Genomic DNA, 19,469 nt, shown 5'->3' on the forward strand with positions numbered 1-19,469 from the left:
ATGTGCACATGGCTATTGCACGACTCACGGGCGGTCCGCTCGATGGTCAGCTGATTCCGATGGATGATGCTGACGAAACGCAACTCATCTTGCCGTACACCGAAGGGCAACTGATCTATCGCCGCGTCGGTGATGCGGAGAACACCGGCGACAGCGACGGAGCGACGCAGATCGCGTTTGCCTACGACGAGTCAACGGAACCCATTGACCCCGCCGACGACTGAGCCAGAACGCTCGGTTGAAATCGAGCACACGTATGACGTCGATGCCGAAACGGCGGTGCCGGACTGGTGCGCGCTGGCTGGCGTGGCCACGGTCGAAGGGCCGGAACGGCGCAGTCTCGACGCCCACTACATTGATACTCCAGATGCGGGTCTGGCTCGTCGCGGTGTTGCGATCCGGCGCCGCACGGGTGGTCCCGATGCCGGATGGCATCTGAAGGGTCCCTTGGTTGACGACGCGCGGGTCGAACTACGCTGGCCCTTGGGGAGCGCAGACACTATTCCCGACGCCATTCGTGAGACCGCAGCGGAGTGGGCGCGCGGCGACCTGGTTCCGTTGGCCCGCGTTCGCAACGAACGCGATGCCTACACGCTGCGCGACGCCGACGGCGGGGTCATCGCCGAGTTCGTCGATGACCATGTCGTTGCCGATGACCTGCGCGAAGGCGCCCAGCGCGCCTGGCGGGAGTGGGAGTTCGAGCTTGGCCCCGCTGCTCCGGCTGAAAAAGAACAGCGGGCAGCGCTCTTCGCCGCGGCGCGAGACATTGCTTATGCACACGGAGCCCGCCCGGCGGCTTCCGCGTCAAAGCTGGCCCGAGCGCTCGGCCAGTAGCGCCCGCGCACAAACCCAAACGCAAACGCAAACACAAAGGGCAACCGCACGCGGTTGCACCAAAACAACGGAGGCGGCTCCCGACTGGGAACCGCCTCCTTTCATGTCTGTCAGATCAGAAGTTGATCATGTGGCCAGCAAGACCGTGGAACGTCTCTTGCAGCGCTTCAGACAGCGTCGGGTGCGTGTGCACGTTGCGCGCCATCTCCACAGCCGTCAGATCCCACTTCTGCGCCAGTGTCAGCTCGGGCAGAAGCTCCGAAACGTCTGGTCCGATCATGTGGGCGCCCAGCAATTCGAGGTGCTCAGCGTCAGCGATCACCTTGACGAAACCAACGGGCTCGCCGAGGCCGTGTGCCTTGCCGTTGGCCATGAACGGGAAGACCGAGACCTTGATCTCGTGGCCCTCATCCTTAGCCTGCTGCTCGGTGAGACCGAACGAAGCAACCTGGGGCTGGCAGAACGTTGCACGCGGCATCATGCGGTAGTCGCCCAGGGTCTGGGTCTCCGCGTTGCCGATCGTCTCCGCAGCGACAACACCCTGCGCCTCAGCAACGTGAGCGAGCTGAAGCTTCGCGGTGACGTCACCGATAGCGAAGATGTGCGAAACGTTGGTGCGCATGTAGTCGTCGATGGCGATCGCACCGCGCTCCGTGAGCTCGACACCCGTGTTCTCCAGGCCGTAGCCGGTGACGTTCGGCGCGAAACCAACCGACATCAGAACCTTGTCCGGTTCGATCGTGGCAGTGTTGCCGTCCTTGCCCGTGTAGGTCACGGTGACCGACGAACCGTTGTCAACGACCGACTCAACCTTGGTGGACGTGAGAATGTCGATGCCGTAGTTGCGGTACTGCTTCTGGATTTCCTTCGAGACGTCGGGGTCTTCGTTGGGCAGTGCGCGGTCGAGGAACTCGATGATGGTGACCTTGACGCCGTAGTTGGAGAGCACGTAGGCAAACTCCATACCGATGGCGCCGGCGCCGACGATGACGATCGAGCCGGGCAGGTCGCGCGTCAGAATCTGCTTCTCGTATGTGACGACGTTCTCGCTGAGCTCAACGCCCGGCAGCAGGCGAACGGTCGACCCGGTGGCGATGATGACGTTGTCGAACGTGACCGTCTCGGTTCCGCCGTTGCTGAGGGCGACCTCAATGGTCTTGGCATCAGTGAAGGAGCCGCGGCCATCGAATTCGGTGACCTTGTTCTTCTTCATCAGGTAGTGAATACCCTTGACGCGACCCTCAGCCACGTCGCGGCTACGGTCAAATGCGACGCCGAAGTCCATGGAGATGTTCTCGCCCGTGATGCCGAAGAAATCAGCCTTGTGCGCGAGCGTGTGCGCAAGTTCGGCGTTCTTCAGCAGCGACTTCGAGGGAATGCATCCCACGTTGAGGCAGACGCCGCCCCAGTACTTCTCTTCAATGATGGCCGTATTCAGGCCGAGCTGTGCGCTTCGCACGGCCGCGACGTAACCGCCGGGGCCGGCACCGAGGATGACGACGTCAAAATGTGGCATGCCATAAGCCTACAAGGCCGTGCGCGCCTCGTGGACCGCTGTGGAACCACGTAAATATGTGCGAGCTGTGCGAAAAATCCGTAGGATCGCACCCCAGATGCCTGCCGGAGCGAGAATCGGCTCCCGACCGCGTGAGCAATTCCGATAGGCTGAAAGGAAGGAGGCCAGCGTGTCAGAAGTACAAGGACAAAGCCCGTTCCGCGGCGGTCACGAACCGCGCGAAGCGGCGACCGACACCACGCAGACGTTCGGGCACGACTCCGACCTGTCGTTTATCCCGTTCGGTGTCGAACTGTCAGATGTCGAGCTTGAAGCCATTGGTGCGCTTCCGCAGGGAGCGGCGCTACTCATCGTGCGCTCTGGCCCGACGGCCGGCGCCCGCTACCTGGTTGACACCGACGTCACAACGATCGGTCGTCACCCCGACGCTGACATCTTCTTCGATGACGTCACCGTCTCTCGTCGTCACGCTGAGATTCAGCGCACCGAAGGCGTGTTCGAGCTCATCGATCAGCGTTCCCTCAACGGCTCGTATCTTGAGGGCGAACGCGTTGACCGCGGCGTTCTCACCAACGGTGCTGAGTTGCGCATCGGAAAGTTCCGCATGAACTTCTTTTCATCGCCGGCTGACGTAGCGAGTTCCGCAGCATAATGCCCAGCACTGCACGCGATCGGTCTTCCGCTGGCGGCCTGCTGAGCATCGGCCAGGTGCTCGCGCGCCTGGAGAATGAGTTTCCTGGGTTGTCCAGCTCGAAACTGCGCTTTCTTGAGGCGCAGGGCATTGTGAACCCTGCTCGCACCGAGTCGGGCTACCGCAAGTTTTCGCACGCCGACGTTGAGCGTGTTCGTCTTGCTCTCACCCTGCAGCGCGATCATTACCTGCCCCACTCGGTCATTCGCGAGCACCTGGCAGATATCGATGCGGGCAACAGCCCCGATGTTCCGGTGCCGCCGTCGATTCACTCGACGGCGCGTCGCTACAAGCGAGCCGACCTGCTTGCCGCAGCCTCGGCCCCCACACAGTTGTTGAATGATGCGATTTCAACCGGTGTGCTGGTTGCCGCTGAATCGTACGGTGAAGATGCGGTGACGCTGTTGCGTGCACTTGTTGCGCTTGACCGTCACGGCATCGAGCCGCGTCACGTTCGCGGAATGCGCCAGACCGTTGACCGCGAGGTTTCGCTGATTGAGTCGGCTCTTGCCGCCTACCTGCGGCGCTCTGACGCGACGGCGCGAGCTCGCGCTGACGAGTTGGCGCCGGAGCTGGCGAGTCGCCTGGATGAGGTTCGCCGCATCTTCACGCAGAGTGCCCTGGAGCGGATGCTGTCGTCGTAACCGGACCGTGATGAAACACGCGGCGACGCGCGCATCGAATGTCCTGGTTCCAGACGACCCCCTGCTCTAGGTTTGAAGTAGTTGTTGAAGCTTTTGAGGAGGTGCGGGCATGGAGCTCGACGCGAGCAACCCTGACGCCACGTTGACGGCTGACCTTCTCTTCACGGACGGAATGCCCGAGCTGAGCAACGAGGTCGGCTACACCGGCAAGCAGGCCGCTAAGGCCGCAGGAATCACCTACCGCCAGCTTGACTACTGGGCACGCACCGAGCTGGTCGAGCCCACCGTTCGCGGCGCCTCGGGTTCCGGCTCCCAGCGCCTGTATGGCTTCCGCGACATTCTCGTTCTTAAGCTGGTGAAGCGACTGCTCGATACCGGTATTTCGCTGCAGCAGATTCGCACCGCCGTTGAGCAGCTTCGCGCCGCAGGCATCCGCGATCTTGCCGGAACCACGCTGATGAGCGACGGTGCATCTGTCTACCTCTGCACCTCAAACGACGAGGTCATCGACCTCGTTAGCCGCGGCCAGGGCGTATTTGGCATCGCCGTCGGCAAGGTGCTGCACGAAGTGGAATCGACGTTGCTCGAGTTTGACCCGACGGCGCCTGACCCGGTTGATGAGCTGGCTGCGCGCCGCGCACGTCGCACCGCATAGCCCACAAATCTTGCATTGCCCCCGTCAACTGGCGGGGGCTTTTTTGGTGGCTTGCGGATCGCACAGCGCCAAGTTGGCGTCATTGCACCCAAAAGTGAAACACTTCGTAACGTGTGACCGAATCGTCACAATCACTGAAACGGGGCCGTGAGGCACGCGTCGCGGGCGCGACAATCAGCGCCTGAAGCGGTGCGGAACCTACGGGCCGGTGGGCGCGTCGTTAGCGACCGGAATGCGGCCGGCACGGATGATGCGGTCAAGCAGCGCATCGAAGTCGGCGGCAAGCTCCTGTGCGGAATCGCCGGGCCAGATGTGCAGCGGCTTCGCGGCACCCTGAGCCTGCTGCAACGAGGTGCGCTCTGGCAACTGCGGTGACAGCACCAGCGGGCCGAACATGTCTCGCAGTTCCTTGATGCGGAACTGGTGCTCGATCGACTGCGGGCGCACGCGGTTGACCACAATGCCCAACGGCTGCAGGCGAGGGGAGAGGCCGCGACGAATCTCTTCGATCGCGCGCAGGGCGCGGTCAGCGGCGGCAACCGAGAAAAGCCCTGGTTCCGTCACAACAACGACACGGTCAGATGCGGCCCACGCGGTGCGCGTGAGCGCGTTGAGCGATGGCGCACAGTCGATAAGAACGAGGTCGTAGTCGGCCTCGATCGTGGCGAGTGCCTCCTCCAACTTCCACACGTCGCGCACGCTCGGGTGCGGGCCGTCGAAGTTGATTGCCGAGGGGCTACCGATCAGAACGTCAATGGTTCCGGGGTGTACCTTCGCCCAACCCGAGCTGGTGATCGCCTGGCGAACCACCTTCTCCTTGGGGTTGGCGAGAACATCCGCGATGTTCAGGCGGCCGGCGACCTGAATGTCAAGGCCGGTCGAAACGTCGGACTGGGGGTCGAGGTCGACAACAAGCGTCCGGATTCCTCGGGCAAATGCGGCCGACGCCAGACCCAGGGTTACGGTCGTCTTGCCGACGCCGCCCTTGAGAGAGCTGACAGATAGTACGTGCACAATCAACCACGTTACCTTCCCCTAGGCTGGGGATGCTATTTCCCCCGCTCCAAAACGGAAGTCCGAGGTGCCATGTTCTCCAAGATCCTCGTCGCAAACCGCGGTGAAATCGCGATTCGTGCTTTTCGCGCTGCCTTCGAAGCCGGCGCACGAACCGTGGCTGTGTTTCCATACGAAGACCGCTTCTCCCTGCACCGTCTGAAGGCGGACGAGGCCTACCAGATCGGCGAAGTTGGGCACCCTGTGCGTGCTTATCTCGATGTGGACGAGATTATTCGGGTGGCTCTGGAGAGCGGGGCAGATGCCATCTACCCGGGGTACGGATTCTTGTCTGAAAACCCCGAATTGGCTGCCAAGGCGGCGGCCAACGGAATCACCTTTATTGGCCCTCCTGCGAATGTGCTGGAAATGGCTGGCAACAAGGTGACAGCGAAGGAACACGCCATCGCGGCGGGCGTTCCGGTGCTGCGCTCGACCCCTGCATCTGACGATGTCGACGCGCTGGTGGCGCAGGCAGACGAGATCGGATTCCCGCTGTTTGCGAAGGCGGTCGCCGGCGGCGGCGGTCGCGGCATGCGGCGCGTCGAGACGAAGGGCGAGCTGGCTCCAGCCCTTGCCGAGGCCATGCGTGAGGCCGGTAGTGCCTTTGGTGACCCGCGCATGTTCTTGGAGCAGGCGGTGCTTCGCCCGCGCCACGTTGAGGTTCAGATTCTCGCCGACGCGCACGGCAACACGGTTCACCTGTTCGAGCGTGACTGCTCGGTGCAGCGTCGCCACCAGAAGGTCATCGAGATCGCCCCGGCGCCCAACCTCGACGAGAATATTCGTCAAGACCTGCACCGCTATGCGGTCGCTTTTGCCGAGTCGATCGGCTACATCAACGCCGGAACCGTCGAGTTCTTGCTGGAGACGGCCGGCCCGCGTACCGGCGAGGTCGTCTTCATTGAGATGAACCCCCGCATTCAGGTGGAGCACACGGTGACCGAGGAGGTCACAGACGTTGACCTGGTGCAGTCGCAGATTCGCATTGCCGCGGGTGTGACGCTCGATGATCTCGGGCTTCGTCAAGAAGACATTCACCTGCGTGGTGCCGCCCTGCAGTGCCGCATCACCACCGAAGACCCCACCCAGGGGTTCCGCCCCGACACGGGCAAGATCACGACGTACCGCTCGCCGGGTGGCGCCGGCATCCGTTTGGATGGCGGAACCACGGCTGCGGGCTCGCAGATCAGCCCGCACTTTGACTCGATGCTGTCTAAGCTCACGTGCCGCGGGCGTGACTTCCGCGCTGCCGCCTCGCGCGCGCGCCGCGCCCTGGCGGAGTTCCGCATTCGTGGCGTTTCTACCAACATCCCGTTCTTGCAGGCCGTGCTCGAAGACGAAGACTTCCTTAACGGCAACCTGTCGACGTCGTTCATTGATGAGCGTCCGCAGCTGCTGCAGGGCCGTGAGTCAAAGGACCGCGGATCGAAGGTGCTCAACTGGCTCGTTGACGTCACCGTCAACAAGCCGAACGGCGAGGCGCCCATTGGTGTGGCTCCGGCCGCGAAACTGCCGTCCGTTGACCTGAAGACGCCGGCACCGAACGGTTCACGCCAGAAGCTGCTGGAGCTGGGCCCCGCGGCGTTCGCAACGGCCCTGCGCGAGCAGAAGGCGCTGGCCGTCACCGACACGACGTTCCGTGATGCCCACCAGTCGCTGCTGGCGACCCGGGTGCGCACCAAAGACCTGCTGACGGTGGCTCCGTATGAGGCTCGGCTGCTGCCGCAGCTGTTGTCGGTTGAGGCCTGGGGTGGTGCAACCTATGACGTTGCGCTGCGATTCCTCGGTGAAGACCCGTGGGAGCGCCTGGCTGCGCTTCGCGAGGCGCTTCCGAATATCAACATCCAGATGCTGCTGCGCGGACGCAACACGGTGGGCTATACGCCGTACCCGACAGAGGTTACCGACGCGTTTGTTGCTGAGGCGGCCTCAACCGGTGTCGATATCTTCCGCATCTTCGATGCCCTCAACGATGTCAACCAGATGCGGCCCGCGATCGAGTCGGTGCTCACCACCAACACGGCCATTGCCGAGGCCGCGCTCTGCTACACCGGTGACCTGCTGAACCCGGGCGAGACGCTGTACACGCTGGACTACTACCTGCGCCTTGCCGAGCAGATGGTCGAAGCAGGCGCTCACGTGCTGGCCATTAAAGACATGGCAGGGTTGCTGCGCCCCGGCGCCGCCTCCAAGCTTGTGACGGCGCTGCGTGAGCGCTTTGACCTGCCCGTGCACGTGCACACCCACGACACCCCGGGAGGCCAGCTGGCCACCCTGTTGGCAGCCGCAGCGGCTGGCGCCGACGCGGTCGATGCGGCCTCGGCACCGATGAGCGGAACCACGAGTCAGCCGTCGCTGTCGGCGCTGGTTGCGGCGCTGTCGCACACCGAGCGCGACACCGGGCTCGACCTGGATGCCGTGTCTGACCTCGAACCCTACTGGGAGGCCGTACGCCACATGTACCGGCCGTTCGAGTCGGGGCTTCCGGGCCCCACGGGTCGGGTGTATCACCACGAAATTCCGGGTGGACAGCTCTCCAACCTGCGTCAGCAGGCGATCGCCCTCGGCCTTGCCGATGATTTCGAACTCATCGAAGACATGTACGCCGCGTCCGACCGCATTCTGGGCCGCGTGCCCAAGGTGACGCCGTCATCCAAGGTGGTTGGCGACCTGGCACTGTACCTGGCTGCTGTGAAGGCAGATCCGGCTGACTTCGAGGCGAATCCTGAGAAGTACGATGTGCCCGACTCAGTAGTCAGCTTCATGGCTGGCGAACTCGGCGATCTGCCGGGTGGTTGGCCGGAGCCGTTCCGCTCGAAGGTGCTCGCTGGCCGCGAGATCAAGTCGTCGCTAACGGAGCTGACCGACGAGCAATCGGCAGCCCTGAACGCCGACTCGGCTACGCGGCGCACCATGCTGAACGAGCTGCTTTTCCCGGCGCCGACGAAGATTTTCGCCGAGGTTCGCGAGAAGTATGGCGACCTGTCGAAGCTCGACACCGCTGACTACCTCTACGGCCTTGCCGAAGGTTCCGAGCACGCCATCGACCTGGACCGCGGCGTGCGGCTGTACTTCGGCCTCGAGGCTATCGGCGCCCCCGATGCCAAGGGCATGCGCACGGTGATGACCACACTCAACGGTCAACTTCGTCCGGTGTTCGTTCGTGACCGCAGCATTGAGGTCGAGGCACGCGAGGCTGAGAAGGCCGATACCTCCAAGCCGGGTCAGGTGGCCGCTCCCTTCTCGGGCGTCGTCACCATCAAGGCCGCCGTCGGCGACAAGGTTGAGGCGGGCCAGCCGGTGGCATCGATTGAAGCCATGAAGATGGAGGCCGCAATCACGGCGCCCACCGCGGGTGTCGTGGAGCGCATCGCTATCGCGACGACGCAGCAGGTGGAGGCTGGCGATCTTTTGGTCGTAGTGCGCCCAGCGCATTAGCCTAGGGCGGGCGAGAAATCTCGCAGCAACAGGAGTGTGAACGTAGTGCCGTCTGATCGCAACAACATGGATTCCATCGAGGAACCGGAAAACGGGGTCCTCGCGGAGTCCAGCAGCGACACATCGTCGCTCGGATTCCTCGGCGGAAACACCGCGCAAATCAGTGTGATTTTGCCCGGTGCCGCCGCGGATGACGACGACGATCTCGTTGACGACGACACGGACGATGTGCACCTGCTGTTTGACGCACTTCTCAACCCCGAAATCGCACCCGTGTCGGCTTCTGACGCCGCAGACGTCATCATCGAAACCACCGTTTCAATTGACGACGCAGAAGCCGACACGGCGATCACCCACGAGCCGGCCGCTGACGTGGTCGCGCCAGAAATGATCGCGCCGGAACCAGCAGCAAAGTCGAAGGTTCGACTCGGCAAGCGCAAGAACGCGGAACCGTCTGCCGACTCTGACGCTGAAGAAGAGACCGAAGACGTCGTTATTGCCGAGTTGGAAGACACCGACTCGGGTTACGACGCGGAGACCGACGGCGACATCGCTGATGAAGAAGCTGCCGAGGCGGAACGGTTGGCCGCGGAAGAGGCTGAGGCTGCCCGCGTGGCCGAGGAAGAAGCTGCCCGCGTGGCCGCGGAAGAAGCGGCTGAGGCTACCCGCGTGGCCGAGGCACAGGCTGAAGCCGCCCGCGTCGCCGAGGAAGAAGCTGCCCGCGTCGCCGAGCAAGAGGCAGCCGCAGAGGCTGTCCGCCTGGCCGAGGCGGAGGCCGAAGCTGCTCGAGTGGCTGCCGAAGAGCAAGCTGAGGCTGAGCGGCTTGCCGCGGAAGTGGCCGAGGCGGCTCGTGTGGCCGCGGAAGAGGCCGAGGCCGAGCGTGTCGCCGCCGAAGAGGCCGAAGCTGCCCGTGTCGCCGCCGAAGAGGCCGCGGCTGTTCGCCTGGCCGCCGAAGAAGCCGAGGCCGCCCGCCTCGCCGAAGAGGCCGAGGTCGCTCGTTTGGCCGAGGAAGAGGCCGAGGCCGCTCGACTCGCCGAAGAGGAGGCCGCGGCGGAGGCCGCGCGCCTCGCCGACGAAGAAGAACAAGCCGCCCGGTTGGCCGCAGAAGAGGCCGCCGCCGCGTTGCTCGAAGATGGCGACGAAGACGGCGACGAGGCTGATGGCGAGGTCGAAGACGAGATCGTTGAAGACGAACTCGATGAACTCGCCGAAGCCGAAGCCGAAGCCGAAGCCGAAGCCGAAGCCGAGATCGACGAGGTTGACGCCGAGGGAGATGAGATTTTCACGGCAGACGCAGAATCTGCGCAGACCGTCGAGACAAACGAAATGGAAGAGGAAACCACTGTGACTGGTGAAGCTGCGCCGACGGCAAAGCGTGACCCGCGTGATCTGGAGCGGGTGAAGACCCGTCAGGAGATTCCGATGACTTCCAAGCGGCTCGATGACCTGAGCTCGTCGGCGCGCGAGACGAGCGACCTGCTCACGGCAGATCGTCTCCTTGACCGCTCGCAGTTGACGAAGCCCGAGCCCGAGGGCGCCTGGCGCCACCTGGTGTACTCCGTGACGGGCAAGCGCATCAACCTGGGTGACAGCAAGCGCGCTCGCGCCCGCAAGGCGCTCACCGCCCAGATTGCGGCACCGCTCACGGGCGGCAGCCGATTCGTTCCGGTGCTCAGCCGCAAGGGTGGCGTTGGCAAGACCACCGTCACGGCGCTCTTGGGCATGGCGCTCGCCGACGCGCGCGACGACCGTGTCATCGCCGTCGACGCCAACCCCGACCGCGGCACCCTGGCCGAGCGCATTGCGCGCCCGACCAGCAAGACCGTGCGTGATCTGGTCCGCGCCCGCGACGACATTCGCGGCTACAACGACATCTCCGACATCGTGGCACGTGACGAAACGCGCCTCGACGTGCTGGCGAGCGACTCCGACCCCCGGGTTTCTGAGGCTTTCAGCGACGAAGACTATCGGGCCGTCGCTGATGTCACCGCTCGCTACTACTCGCTGGTGCTGACCGACACCGGAACCGGCATCGTGCACTCCGTCATGGGGGCAACGCTCGACCTCGCCGATCAGCTCATCATTGTTGCCGGACTCAGCGTTGACGAGGCGAAGCTCGCGTCTGAAACGCTGACATGGCTTGAGACCAACGGTTACGCAGAGCAGGCACAGAACGCCATTGTGGTGCTCAACCAGGCATCGGTCGGTCGCCCGCTCGTGCATCGCAACGAGTTGGAGTCCCACTTCCGCACGCGCGTACGCGACGTCATTAGCGTTCCATACGACGCCATGATTGCCACCGGCAGCGCAATCTCGTTCCGTGATCTGCAGCCCGAGACCCGAGACGCCGCACGTGCACTTGCCGCGAAGGTGATCGACGCTCTGCGCAAGCCCGCCAACTAACATGGCCGTACGCGAGATCCGTCTCTACGGAGACCCGGTACTGACAACCCCGAGCGCCGAAATCATCGATATCGACGATGGCGTGCGTGCTCTCGTGCAAGACCTTCTCGATACCGTGAAGCTGCCGGGCCGCGCCGGCGTTGCCGCACCACAGATCGGCGTGAACCTGCGCGCGTTCAGCTACAACATCGACGGCGACATTGGCTACGTGCTGAACCCTCGCATCGTCGAGCTGCGCGGCGAGCCACAGCCGACGGGGGAGGGATGCCTCTCCGTTCCCGGGCTCTGGCATGACGCCCTGCGCAGTGACTACGCACGTGTTGAGGGCATTGATCTTGACGGCAATCGCGTCGTGCTTGAAGGCACGGGGCTGATGGCACAGGCACTGCAACACGAGACCGATCACCTCGATGGCATGGTCTATTTGCGTCGGCTCACGCCGGAAGATCGAAAGGTCGCCATGAAGCAGGTGCGCGAAAGCTCCTGGTTCTAACACCTGAATCCGATGAGGAGGGGCCCCGGATCCGAAGATCCGGGGCCCCTCCTCATCGGGTTGTTAGCCGATCGAGACGTTGATCGTCGCGACGGGCTCGGAGTACAGAGCCTCAATGTCGTCGGCAAAGTCGGTCGTGATGACGTGACGCTTGATCGACATCTTCGGCGTCAGGTGGCCAGATGCCTCTGTCCACTCCGTCGGCAGAATCACGAACTTGCGGATCGACTCGGCACGCGAGACGGTCTTGTTCGCGCGGTCAATTGCACGCTGCACCTCGGCACGAACGGTCGCGTTCGTTGCAGCCTCGGCGAGAGACATCTTCGCGTTCAGTCCGTTGTTCTCGAGCCACGTGGGAAGCATCTCCGGGTCAAGCGTGATCAGTGCCGCGATGAACGGGCGCTGGTCACCAACAACCACAACCTGGCCAACAATCGGGTTCGCGCGGATCGGGTCTTCGAGAGCTGCGGGGGAGACGTTCTTGCCACCAGCGGTGACCAAAATCTCCTTCTTGCGACCGGTGATCGTCAAGAAGCCCTCGCTGTCGAACGATCCGAGGTCGCCCGTCTTGAACCAGCCGTCGTTAAACGCGGCGGCGGTTGCCTCGGGGTTACGCCAGTACTCCTTGAAGACGTTGACGCCGCGAACCTCGATCTCGTTGTCTTCGCTCAGGCGAACGCCAACTCCGGGCAGAACCGGACCAACGGTTCCGATCTTCGACTTGCGCGCCTGGTTAACGGTGGCCGGAGCCGTCGTCTCGGTCAGGCCGTAGCCCTCGAGAATCGTGATTCCGAGGCTGTGGAAGAAGTGTCCGAGGCGGGCGCCGAGAGGTGCGGAACCAGAGACGGCGTACGCGATGTTGCCACCCATGGCGGCGCGCAGCTTGCTGTAGACGAGCTTGTCGAACACCGCGAACTTGATCTTGAGACCAAGCGGAATCTTCTTGCCCTCCTGCAGCAGCGTGGAGTGCTCGATAGCTGCCGCGGCGGCGGAGCGGAAGATCTTGCCCTTGCCGCCAGCCTCGGCCTTCTGCTCTGCCGAGTTGTACACCTTCTCGAAGACGCGGGGCACGGCGAGCAAGAATGTCGGCTTGAACGAGCCGAGAGCCGGAAGCAGGTTCTTCGTGTTGGGCTCGTGGCCGGTGCGAACGCCGGAGTGAATCGTGAGGATCGAGATAAAGCGCGCGAAAACATGGGCCGTCGTGATGAACAGCACGGTCGATGCGCCGGGCATCTCCAGCACCTCAGCGAGCGACTTGGCGGCGTTGCGCGACAGCTCAACGAAGTTTGCGTGGGTCAGCACGCAGCCCTTCGGCTTGCCGGTCGAGCCCGAGGTGTAGATCAGCGTCGCAATGTCTTCGCCGTTGGCGATGGTGCGGCGGCGCTCAACCTCAGCGTCATCGACGCCCTTGCCCTCTTCGACGAGCTTTGCGAGGTCGCCGAGGTGCATCTGCCACGTCTTACGGATCAGGGGCAGGTCACCGCGCACCTCTTCGAAGCGCGCGAAGTGCTCAGGCGACTCGAGAATCACGGCAACGGCGCCGGAGTCTTCGAGGTTCCACTGGATCTGAGCGGGCGAGCTGGTTTCGTAAATCGGAACCATCACCGCGCCGGCGTAGAACAGGGCAAAATCGACCAGCGTCCACTCGTACGTGGTGCGTGCGGCGAAACCAACCTTGTCGCCGGGCTCAATGCCGTTTGCGATGAAACCCTTGGCGAGCGCAATAACCTGCTGCTCGAACTCGGAGGCGGTGATGTCTCGCCAGCCATCGCCGTCGGGAACGCTAAATAGAACTCGGTTCGGCGTCTTTTTTACGCGTTCGACGAGTAGATCAGTGATGTTCGCCTGCGGATCGGCGGGGACGATAGCAGGAACTTCGAACTGGACCACGGCAACTCCTTCGGTACCGGACGTGTCGGGCAGATGTGCTCGATCGAGTCTATGGCAGAAAGAGCATGCGGCGCTGAAACTGAGTCCGACGATTTTTGAAACTCAGTACGATTCGCGCTCACGTCCGCACCTGACGGTTCTCGATTTCACGTTTTCGGTCGGGGTGACACCCGCGACATCTCCTCACACCGGTACTCGGGATCGCTAGACTTCTATGGCTCCCGCGAGTGTCGGGGACGAGAAAGGGCGTTGTGTTCACGATCGGCATCGACATCGGCGGAACCAAGATCGCGGCGGGTCTCGTCGCCGAAGACGGATCCCTTCATCGCCCGACGCGCGTTGCGACCTCGCCGTCATCGGATGCGATTGTTGCGGCCGTGGTGCACCTGGTGCACGAGCTCAGCGCCGACGCCGAGGTCTCGGCCGTGGGCGTTGCAGCCGCGGGTTTTGTCGACCACGAAGCCGGAACTATCTCCAGCCCAAACATTGCCTGGCGCGATGAGCCGTTGCGCGAGCGCGTGCAGAGCGAGATCGATCTCCCCATGGTGCTGGAAAACGACGCCAACGCGGCGGGGTGGGCCGAATACCGCTTTGGCGCCGGACGGGACGTTCGCAACATGGTGATGCTCACCATGGGAACAGGCATCGGCGGCGCCGTCGTCTCTGACGGCGTTTTGCACCGCGGCGCCACCGGCATGGGTGCCGAACTCGGCCACGTACGTTTCGAGCGCGGCGGGCTGCTTTGCGGTTGTGGCCAGCGCGGTTGCATCGAGCAGTATGCGTCTGGGCGTGCGCTGCAACGCGTGGCGAACGATCTGGCCGACGCCGGCGGAATCGGCGTCATGCTTGCGGAGCGTCGTGCCCGCGACGGCGAGATTGCCGGCCACGCGATTTCCGAACTCGCCCTGGCAGGAGATCGTGGAGCGCTTGAGGCCGTGCGTTCCGTCTCAGCAGCGTTGGGGGAGGCTTGCGGCTCATTCCACGCCATTTTGGAACCACAGCGCTACGTCATCGGCGGTGGCGTTGCGGCGCTCGGCGAACTGGTGCTCTCGCCCCTGCGCGAAGCGTTCTTGGTGCACAGCCCGATGCATCAAAAGCCGGTCGATGACATGTTCCAAATCGCGCAGCTCGTCAATGACGCCGGCGTGATCGGAGCGGGCGACCTAGCCCGAGCGGAGACCAGCTGATGTTCTATTGGATGATGAAGTACATCTTCATCGGGCCTATCGTCAAGGCAATTTGGCGGCCGTGGGTTGTCGGACGCCGAAACATTCCGGTGTCAGGTGGTGCAATTCTCGCCTCCAACCACCTGTCGTTCGCCGACTCTATCTTTCTGCCCCTCATGATCGATCGCCCGGTCAGCTTTCTCGCCAAGAGCGATTACTTCACGGGCAAGGGCATCAAGGGCTTCATGACGAAGCTGTTCTTCAAGGGAACGGGCCAACTACCCATCGACCGCTCCGGCGGCAAGGCATCGGAGGCGTCACTCAACACCGGTCTGCGTGTGTTGGGGCGCGGCGACCTGTTGGGAATTTACCCCGAAGGAACGCGTAGCCCAGACGGAACGCTGTACCGCGGTCGCACGGGCATCGCGCGTATGGCGTTGGAGGCGAAGGTTCCGGTGATTCCGGTCATCATGGTCGACACCGACACCATGATGCCGATTGGTCAGCGCATGCCCCGCGTTGTGCGCGTCGGCGTGGTGATTGGTGAGCCCCTTGACTTCTCCCGCTTTGAGGGAATGGAGTCTGACCGATACATCCTGCGAAGCGTGACCGATGAAATCATGGTGGCCCTGCAGCAGCTGGGCGATCAGAAGTATGAAGACGTGTATGCGTCAACGGTGAAAGACCGCCTGAAGGCCAGCTAGATTCACGCCACGCCCGGCCGTGTGGCGCCGCGTCACACAGGGCCGCGCGCCCCGGTCACCACCGTAGGATGGAACCATGCCCGCAGTAGACCTCGATTCCTGGCGTTCACTTCCTATCAAGCAACAGCCGCACTGGCCTGACGCCGAGAAGGTGGCGGAAGCATCGCGCAAGTTGGCGGCATTTCCTCCGCTGGTGTTTGCCGGTGAGGTAGACAAGTTGCGCGAGCGCCTCGCAGCCGCAGCATCAGGCAACGCCTTCTTGCTGCAGGGTGGCGACTGCGCCGAAACGTTCGCCGGCGCCAACGCTGACAACATTCGCAACCGCATCAAGACGCTGCTGCAGATGGCCGTCGTGCTGACCTACGGCGCATCGATGCCGGTCATCAAGATGGGCCGCATGGCCGGTCAGTTCGCCAAGCCCCGCTCTAGCGACTTTGAAACGCGTGGTGATGTCACGTTGCCCGCCTACCGCGGCGACATTGTGAACGGCTACGACTTCACCGAGGCCTCCCGCACCGCCGACCCGGAACGACTGCTGCAGGGCTACCACATGGCGGCCTCCACGCTGAACCTGATTCGCGCGTTCACGCAGGGTGGTTTTGCCGACCTGCGCGAAGTGCACCGTTGGAACCAGGGCTTCGCCGCCAACCCGGCAAACCAGCGCTACGAGCGCCTCGCCGCTGAGATCGATCGCGCCATCAAGTTCATGGAGGCTGCTGGCGCAGACTTCGATGAGTTGCGCAACGTCGAGTTCTACACCGGCCACGAGGGCCTGCTGATGGACTACGAGCGCCCCATGACGCGCATCGACTCGCGCACCGGAACGCCGTACAACACCTCGGGTCACTTCCAGTGGATCGGTGAGCGTACGCGTGAGCTCGATGGCGCACACGTCGACTACTTCTCTAAGATTCGTAACCCCATTGGTGTGAAGCTCGGCCCAACGACAACGGCGGAGACGGCGCTTGCGCTGATCGACAAGCTTGACCCGGAGCGTGAGCCCGGTCGTTTGACCTTCATCACCCGCATGGGCGCAGGCAAGATTCGCGACGCTCTGCCGCCGCTGCTGGAGGCCGTCAAGGCCTCGGGCGCGACCCCGCTGTGGGTGACTGACCCGATGCACGGCAACGGCATCACCACCCCGAACGGCTACAAGACCCGTCGCTTCGACGATGTGGTTGATGAGGTGCGCGGCTTCTTCGAGGCGCACCGCGCGGTTGGCACGCACCCCGGCGGTATCCACGTTGAACTCACCGGAGATGACGTCACCGAATGCCTCGGTGGTTCCGAGCACCTCGACGAGGCATCGCTGGCGACGCGTTACGAGTCGCTGTGCGACCCGCGCCTGAACCACATGCAGTCGCTGGAACTTGCCTTCCTCGTCGCCGAAGAGCTCGAGAAGCGCCCGCGCTAGCGCAGGAATCTATGAGTATGGCCCCGTCGAGACGGGGCCATACTCATATGTGTTGCGGCTGCATCCGCAGAACGTCCGCGCCCGGTCAGATGACGAGCTTCACCTGAAGATAGACCGTCGTTCCGGGCAGGAATTCGTCACCGGCCGACACGGACTTGCCATTGACTCGCATCTCGGTGACTTCGAGGAAGTCGCCGCTGATGATGCTGATCTCGGCATAGTCGACGTTGAAGCCAGCATTGAGCAAGATCGCCTCGGCGTCGGTTCGCGACTCACCGATGACATCGGGCAGCGCGATCGGGCGCGGGCCGATCGACACCGTGAGGTTCACCTCGGCGCCAGGGCGGTAGATGCCGTCTTCCTGGTTGTTGGACATCGCCATCACGTTGCCGCTGGCGACGTCGTTCGAGTATTCCTCCGTGACGGTTCCGACGGTCATTTGTTGAGCTTCGATTGCCTTGCGGGCATCATCGAGGCTGGTCGGAGTCGAGACCAGGTCAACGACCGGGCCGAGCGAAACCCAAATTCGTGCGGTGTCACCGGCATATGCGGTGCACGTGTCGCCGCATTGGAAGTAGTCATTCTCGCCGCCACCGCGCGGGTAGATGACCATCCAGATCACTTCGCCTGCGGGCTTTTCCGCGCTGTACTCGGTTTGAATTCGCTCTGCGGGCAGCTCAATTCCGAGCTCTTTCAACGTGGCGGTGAGCGACTCCTGCGTCTGCCCAAACGTCGAGGGCACACTCACCTGCTGCGGACCGGTCGACACCGTCAGCGTGATGACGCTCTCCGGCTTCACCGAGGTTCCGGCCCCCGGGTCTGACGAAATGACGGAACCAGCAGCAACTTCGAGACTGGGAGCCTCGGCTCGCTGCACCTCAAGATTGGCATCTGCCAGCCGCACGCTCGCCGTTTCAAAGGTTTCCCCAGCGACAACCGGAACCTTGACGTTGGAGCCGGGGCCGGCACCGAAGTACCAGCCGGCGCCGGCGGCGGCAACCGCGAGCACCATGATCAGCACGAGCGCGATGACGCTGCGGCGTCGGCGCTTGACCGCCACGCGGCGCAAGCGGGTGGCGTTATCGGGCGCGGCCTCGGCAGGCGAGGTCGGACCGGTTGCGTTGAGGCCAAGCGCCATCGATCCGGTCGTTGGCAACACCGACGTGTGTCCGCCGGTGTCGTACTCATCAAGGATGACGGTTTGGTTGGTGAAAGCCTCTTCTTCCGTGATGACGGGCGCGATGCCGAGATCGCGTTCAATCTCACGCAGCCGATCCAACATCACCTGCGCATCGCGGGGGCGCGCGTCTGGCTCTTTTTCGGTCGCCCACAGCACCAGCTCGTCGAGCTGTTCTGGAACCCCGGGGTTTTTGGCGCTGGGGCGTGGCACCGAATCGGTGGCGTGCTGAAACGCGATCTGCATCGGCTGCTCGCCGCGGTAGGGCTGCTCGCCGGCGAGCATTTCGTAGAGCATGATGCCGACCGAATAGATGTCGCTGCGAGCATCGGCAGTGCCCCGAGTCACAAGCTCCGGCGCCAAGTAGGCGATGGTTCCCATCAGCTGCGCACCGCTCGCGGTGTTGGCGGTGGTCGCACGCGCCAGGCCGAAATCACCGATCTTGATGCGACCGTCTTCGGCGAGCAGCACGTTTTCTGGCTTGACGTCGCGGTGCACAATATCGGCGCGGTGCGCGGCAGCAAGGCCAGCGAGAGTTGCGTCCATCACCGTGATGGTCTGGGCAATCGAGAGGCGCCGCTGGTCTTTCAGAAGCTCGCGCAACGTGATACCCGGCAGATACTCCATCACCAGGTAGGCGAGCTCGCCATCTTGACCCTGATCGAACACATTGACAACGTGCGGGTCGGCCAGGCGCGCGGCAGCACGGGCTTCCTGAATGAAGCGCCCCTGAAAAACAGTGTCATCGCTCAGGTGCGCGTGCATCACCTTCAGTGCGACGCGCCGCTCCAACCGAAGGTCGGTGGCGACATATACCGTGGCCATACCGCCGCGGGCGATCCGGGCGCGTACCCGGTATCGGCCGTCGACAAGCCGCCCGATGAGCGGGTCATTCGGCTGGGTAGGGCTCACGAATCGAGTCTACGAAGAGCAACCCTGAGAACTTGGCAACGGCTCACCATGTAATGCCGAGAATCTGCCATCACGAGGCCGGAGATGGCATAGTGAGAGGGTGAATGCAGAGAGCACGTCCCCTGTTGAAACTGACTGGCTTGCGATTCCTGACCTCGTCGAGATTCTCGGCGAATCGGTCGGTCGCGTCCGCCGTCTGATTGACGAGAACTTTCTTATTGGTAGCCGTCGACACGGCGCGCTCAAGGTTCCGTCGGTATTTATTGTCGACGGCGAGCCGCTGTCGTCGCTGCGCGGAACCATCATCGTCTTGAAAGACCTCGGGTTTTCAGATGACGAGACCATTGACTGGTTGCTGAATGTCGAGCCGCTCATGGGGCAGGCTCCGATCGCGTCGCTTCGCGCCGGACGAAAGTCTGAAGTGCGGCGCATCGCACGCACGCTGATCTAGGCTCTCCTCGCCGCCGCGGGCGCCG

The 19,469-nt window shown here is 63.3% G+C and carries 16 protein-coding genes; 12 read left to right on the forward strand and 4 right to left on the reverse strand.

Features of this window, described 5'->3' with window-relative positions; all coding sequences use genetic code 11:
* The first annotated feature begins 8 nt into the window (after positions 1–8).
* Together FVP60_RS08730 and FVP60_RS08735 are read left to right on the forward strand one after the other, a co-directional pair.
* Positions 9–224: a response regulator gene (locus tag FVP60_RS08730; protein ID WP_147825873.1), complete on the forward strand. Its 216-nt coding sequence runs from the start codon at positions 9–11 to the stop codon at positions 222–224.
* Complete coding sequence (locus FVP60_RS08735) at positions 205–834, forward strand: CYTH domain-containing protein (protein ID WP_246132533.1); 630 nt, start codon at positions 205–207, stop codon at positions 832–834. Before FVP60_RS08730 ends, FVP60_RS08735 begins: the two co-directional genes overlap by 20 nt.
* A 115-nt stretch (positions 835–949) precedes the next feature.
* Here the strand turns inward: FVP60_RS08735 and lpdA are convergent, their stop codons facing one another.
* Positions 950–2,350, reverse strand: a complete 1,401-nt coding sequence (lpdA, locus tag FVP60_RS08740; protein ID WP_147825875.1) for a dihydrolipoyl dehydrogenase — start codon at positions 2,348–2,350, stop codon at positions 950–952.
* 169 nt (positions 2,351–2,519) lie between these two features.
* Here lpdA and FVP60_RS08745 point away from each other — a divergent pair, with 169 nt between their 5' ends.
* From FVP60_RS08745 to FVP60_RS08755, 3 genes are all read left to right on the forward strand, one after another.
* Complete coding sequence (locus FVP60_RS08745; protein ID WP_147825876.1) at positions 2,520–3,002, forward strand: FHA domain-containing protein; 483 nt, start codon at positions 2,520–2,522, stop codon at positions 3,000–3,002.
* Positions 3,002–3,685, forward strand: coding sequence for a transcriptional regulator FtsR (gene ftsR, locus FVP60_RS08750; protein WP_147825877.1), 684 nt, complete (start codon positions 3,002–3,004; stop codon positions 3,683–3,685). The genes FVP60_RS08745 and ftsR overlap by 1 nt, the downstream gene beginning before the upstream one ends.
* A 109-nt stretch (positions 3,686–3,794) precedes the next feature.
* The gene (locus FVP60_RS08755) at positions 3,795–4,340 is read left to right on the forward strand and encodes a MerR family transcriptional regulator (RefSeq protein ID WP_147825878.1); all 546 of its coding nucleotides are present in this window, start codon (positions 3,795–3,797) and stop codon (positions 4,338–4,340) included.
* 198 nt (positions 4,341–4,538) lie between these two features.
* Here FVP60_RS08755 and FVP60_RS08760 read toward each other — a convergent pair whose 3' ends face one another.
* The gene (locus tag FVP60_RS08760) at positions 4,539–5,354 is read right to left on the reverse strand and encodes a ParA family protein (protein ID WP_147825879.1); all 816 of its coding nucleotides are present in this window, start codon (positions 5,352–5,354) and stop codon (positions 4,539–4,541) included.
* Positions 5,355–5,426: 72 nt separating this feature from the next.
* On the opposite strand from FVP60_RS08760, the gene FVP60_RS08765 reads away from it, so the two are divergent.
* The 3 genes from FVP60_RS08765 to FVP60_RS08775 are packed head-to-tail and all read left to right on the forward strand — an operon-like array spanning position 5,427 to position 11,730.
* Entirely contained in the window at positions 5,427–8,834 is a 3,408-nt protein-coding gene (locus tag FVP60_RS08765; RefSeq protein ID WP_147825880.1) for a pyruvate carboxylase, read from the forward strand.
* 36 nt (positions 8,835–8,870) lie between these two features.
* Positions 8,871–11,237 carry a MinD/ParA family ATP-binding protein gene (locus tag FVP60_RS08770; protein ID WP_246132534.1) on the forward strand — a complete coding sequence of 789 codons (2,367 nt, stop codon included), beginning with the start codon at positions 8,871–8,873 and terminating at the stop codon, positions 11,235–11,237.
* A gap of 1 nt (position 11,238) precedes the next feature.
* Positions 11,239–11,730 (forward strand): peptide deformylase, encoded by a 492-nt coding sequence (locus FVP60_RS08775; RefSeq protein WP_147825881.1) that lies wholly within the window; start codon positions 11,239–11,241, stop codon positions 11,728–11,730.
* A 63-nt stretch (positions 11,731–11,793) separates the two neighbouring features.
* Here the strand turns inward: FVP60_RS08775 and FVP60_RS08780 are convergent, their stop codons facing one another.
* Positions 11,794–13,620, reverse strand: coding sequence for an AMP-dependent synthetase/ligase (locus FVP60_RS08780; protein WP_147825882.1), 1,827 nt, complete (start codon positions 13,618–13,620; stop codon positions 11,794–11,796).
* Positions 13,621–13,871: 251 nt separating this feature from the next.
* Between FVP60_RS08780 and FVP60_RS08785 the strand changes: the two genes are divergently transcribed.
* The 3 genes from FVP60_RS08785 to FVP60_RS08795 all read left to right on the forward strand — a co-directional run bounded on the left by FVP60_RS08785 (position 13,872) and on the right by FVP60_RS08795 (position 16,904).
* On the forward strand, positions 13,872–14,807 hold the full coding sequence (locus FVP60_RS08785; protein WP_147826021.1) for an ROK family protein: 936 nt from the start codon (positions 13,872–13,874) through the stop codon (positions 14,805–14,807).
* Positions 14,807–15,490 (forward strand): lysophospholipid acyltransferase family protein, encoded by a 684-nt coding sequence (locus tag FVP60_RS08790; protein WP_147825883.1) that lies wholly within the window; start codon positions 14,807–14,809, stop codon positions 15,488–15,490. The genes FVP60_RS08785 and FVP60_RS08790 overlap by 1 nt, the downstream gene beginning before the upstream one ends.
* 76 nt (positions 15,491–15,566) lie before the next feature.
* Positions 15,567–16,904 carry a class II 3-deoxy-7-phosphoheptulonate synthase gene (locus FVP60_RS08795; protein WP_147825884.1) on the forward strand — a complete coding sequence of 446 codons (1,338 nt, stop codon included), beginning with the start codon at positions 15,567–15,569 and terminating at the stop codon, positions 16,902–16,904.
* 85 nt (positions 16,905–16,989) lie between these two features.
* Here the strand turns inward: FVP60_RS08795 and pknB are convergent, their stop codons facing one another.
* Entirely contained in the window at positions 16,990–18,993 is a 2,004-nt protein-coding gene (pknB, locus tag FVP60_RS08800) for a Stk1 family PASTA domain-containing Ser/Thr kinase (RefSeq protein WP_147825885.1), read from the reverse strand.
* Positions 18,994–19,093: 100 nt separating this feature from the next.
* Between pknB and FVP60_RS08805 the strand changes: the two genes are divergently transcribed.
* Positions 19,094–19,444 carry an Rv2175c family DNA-binding protein gene (locus tag FVP60_RS08805; RefSeq protein ID WP_147825886.1) on the forward strand — a complete coding sequence of 117 codons (351 nt, stop codon included), beginning with the start codon at positions 19,094–19,096 and terminating at the stop codon, positions 19,442–19,444.
* Positions 19,445–19,469: the final 25 nt, after the last annotated feature.

This window comes from Microbacterium mitrae, from assembly GCF_008017445.1.
Lineage (GTDB): Bacteria > Actinomycetota > Actinomycetes > Actinomycetales > Microbacteriaceae > Microbacterium > Microbacterium mitrae.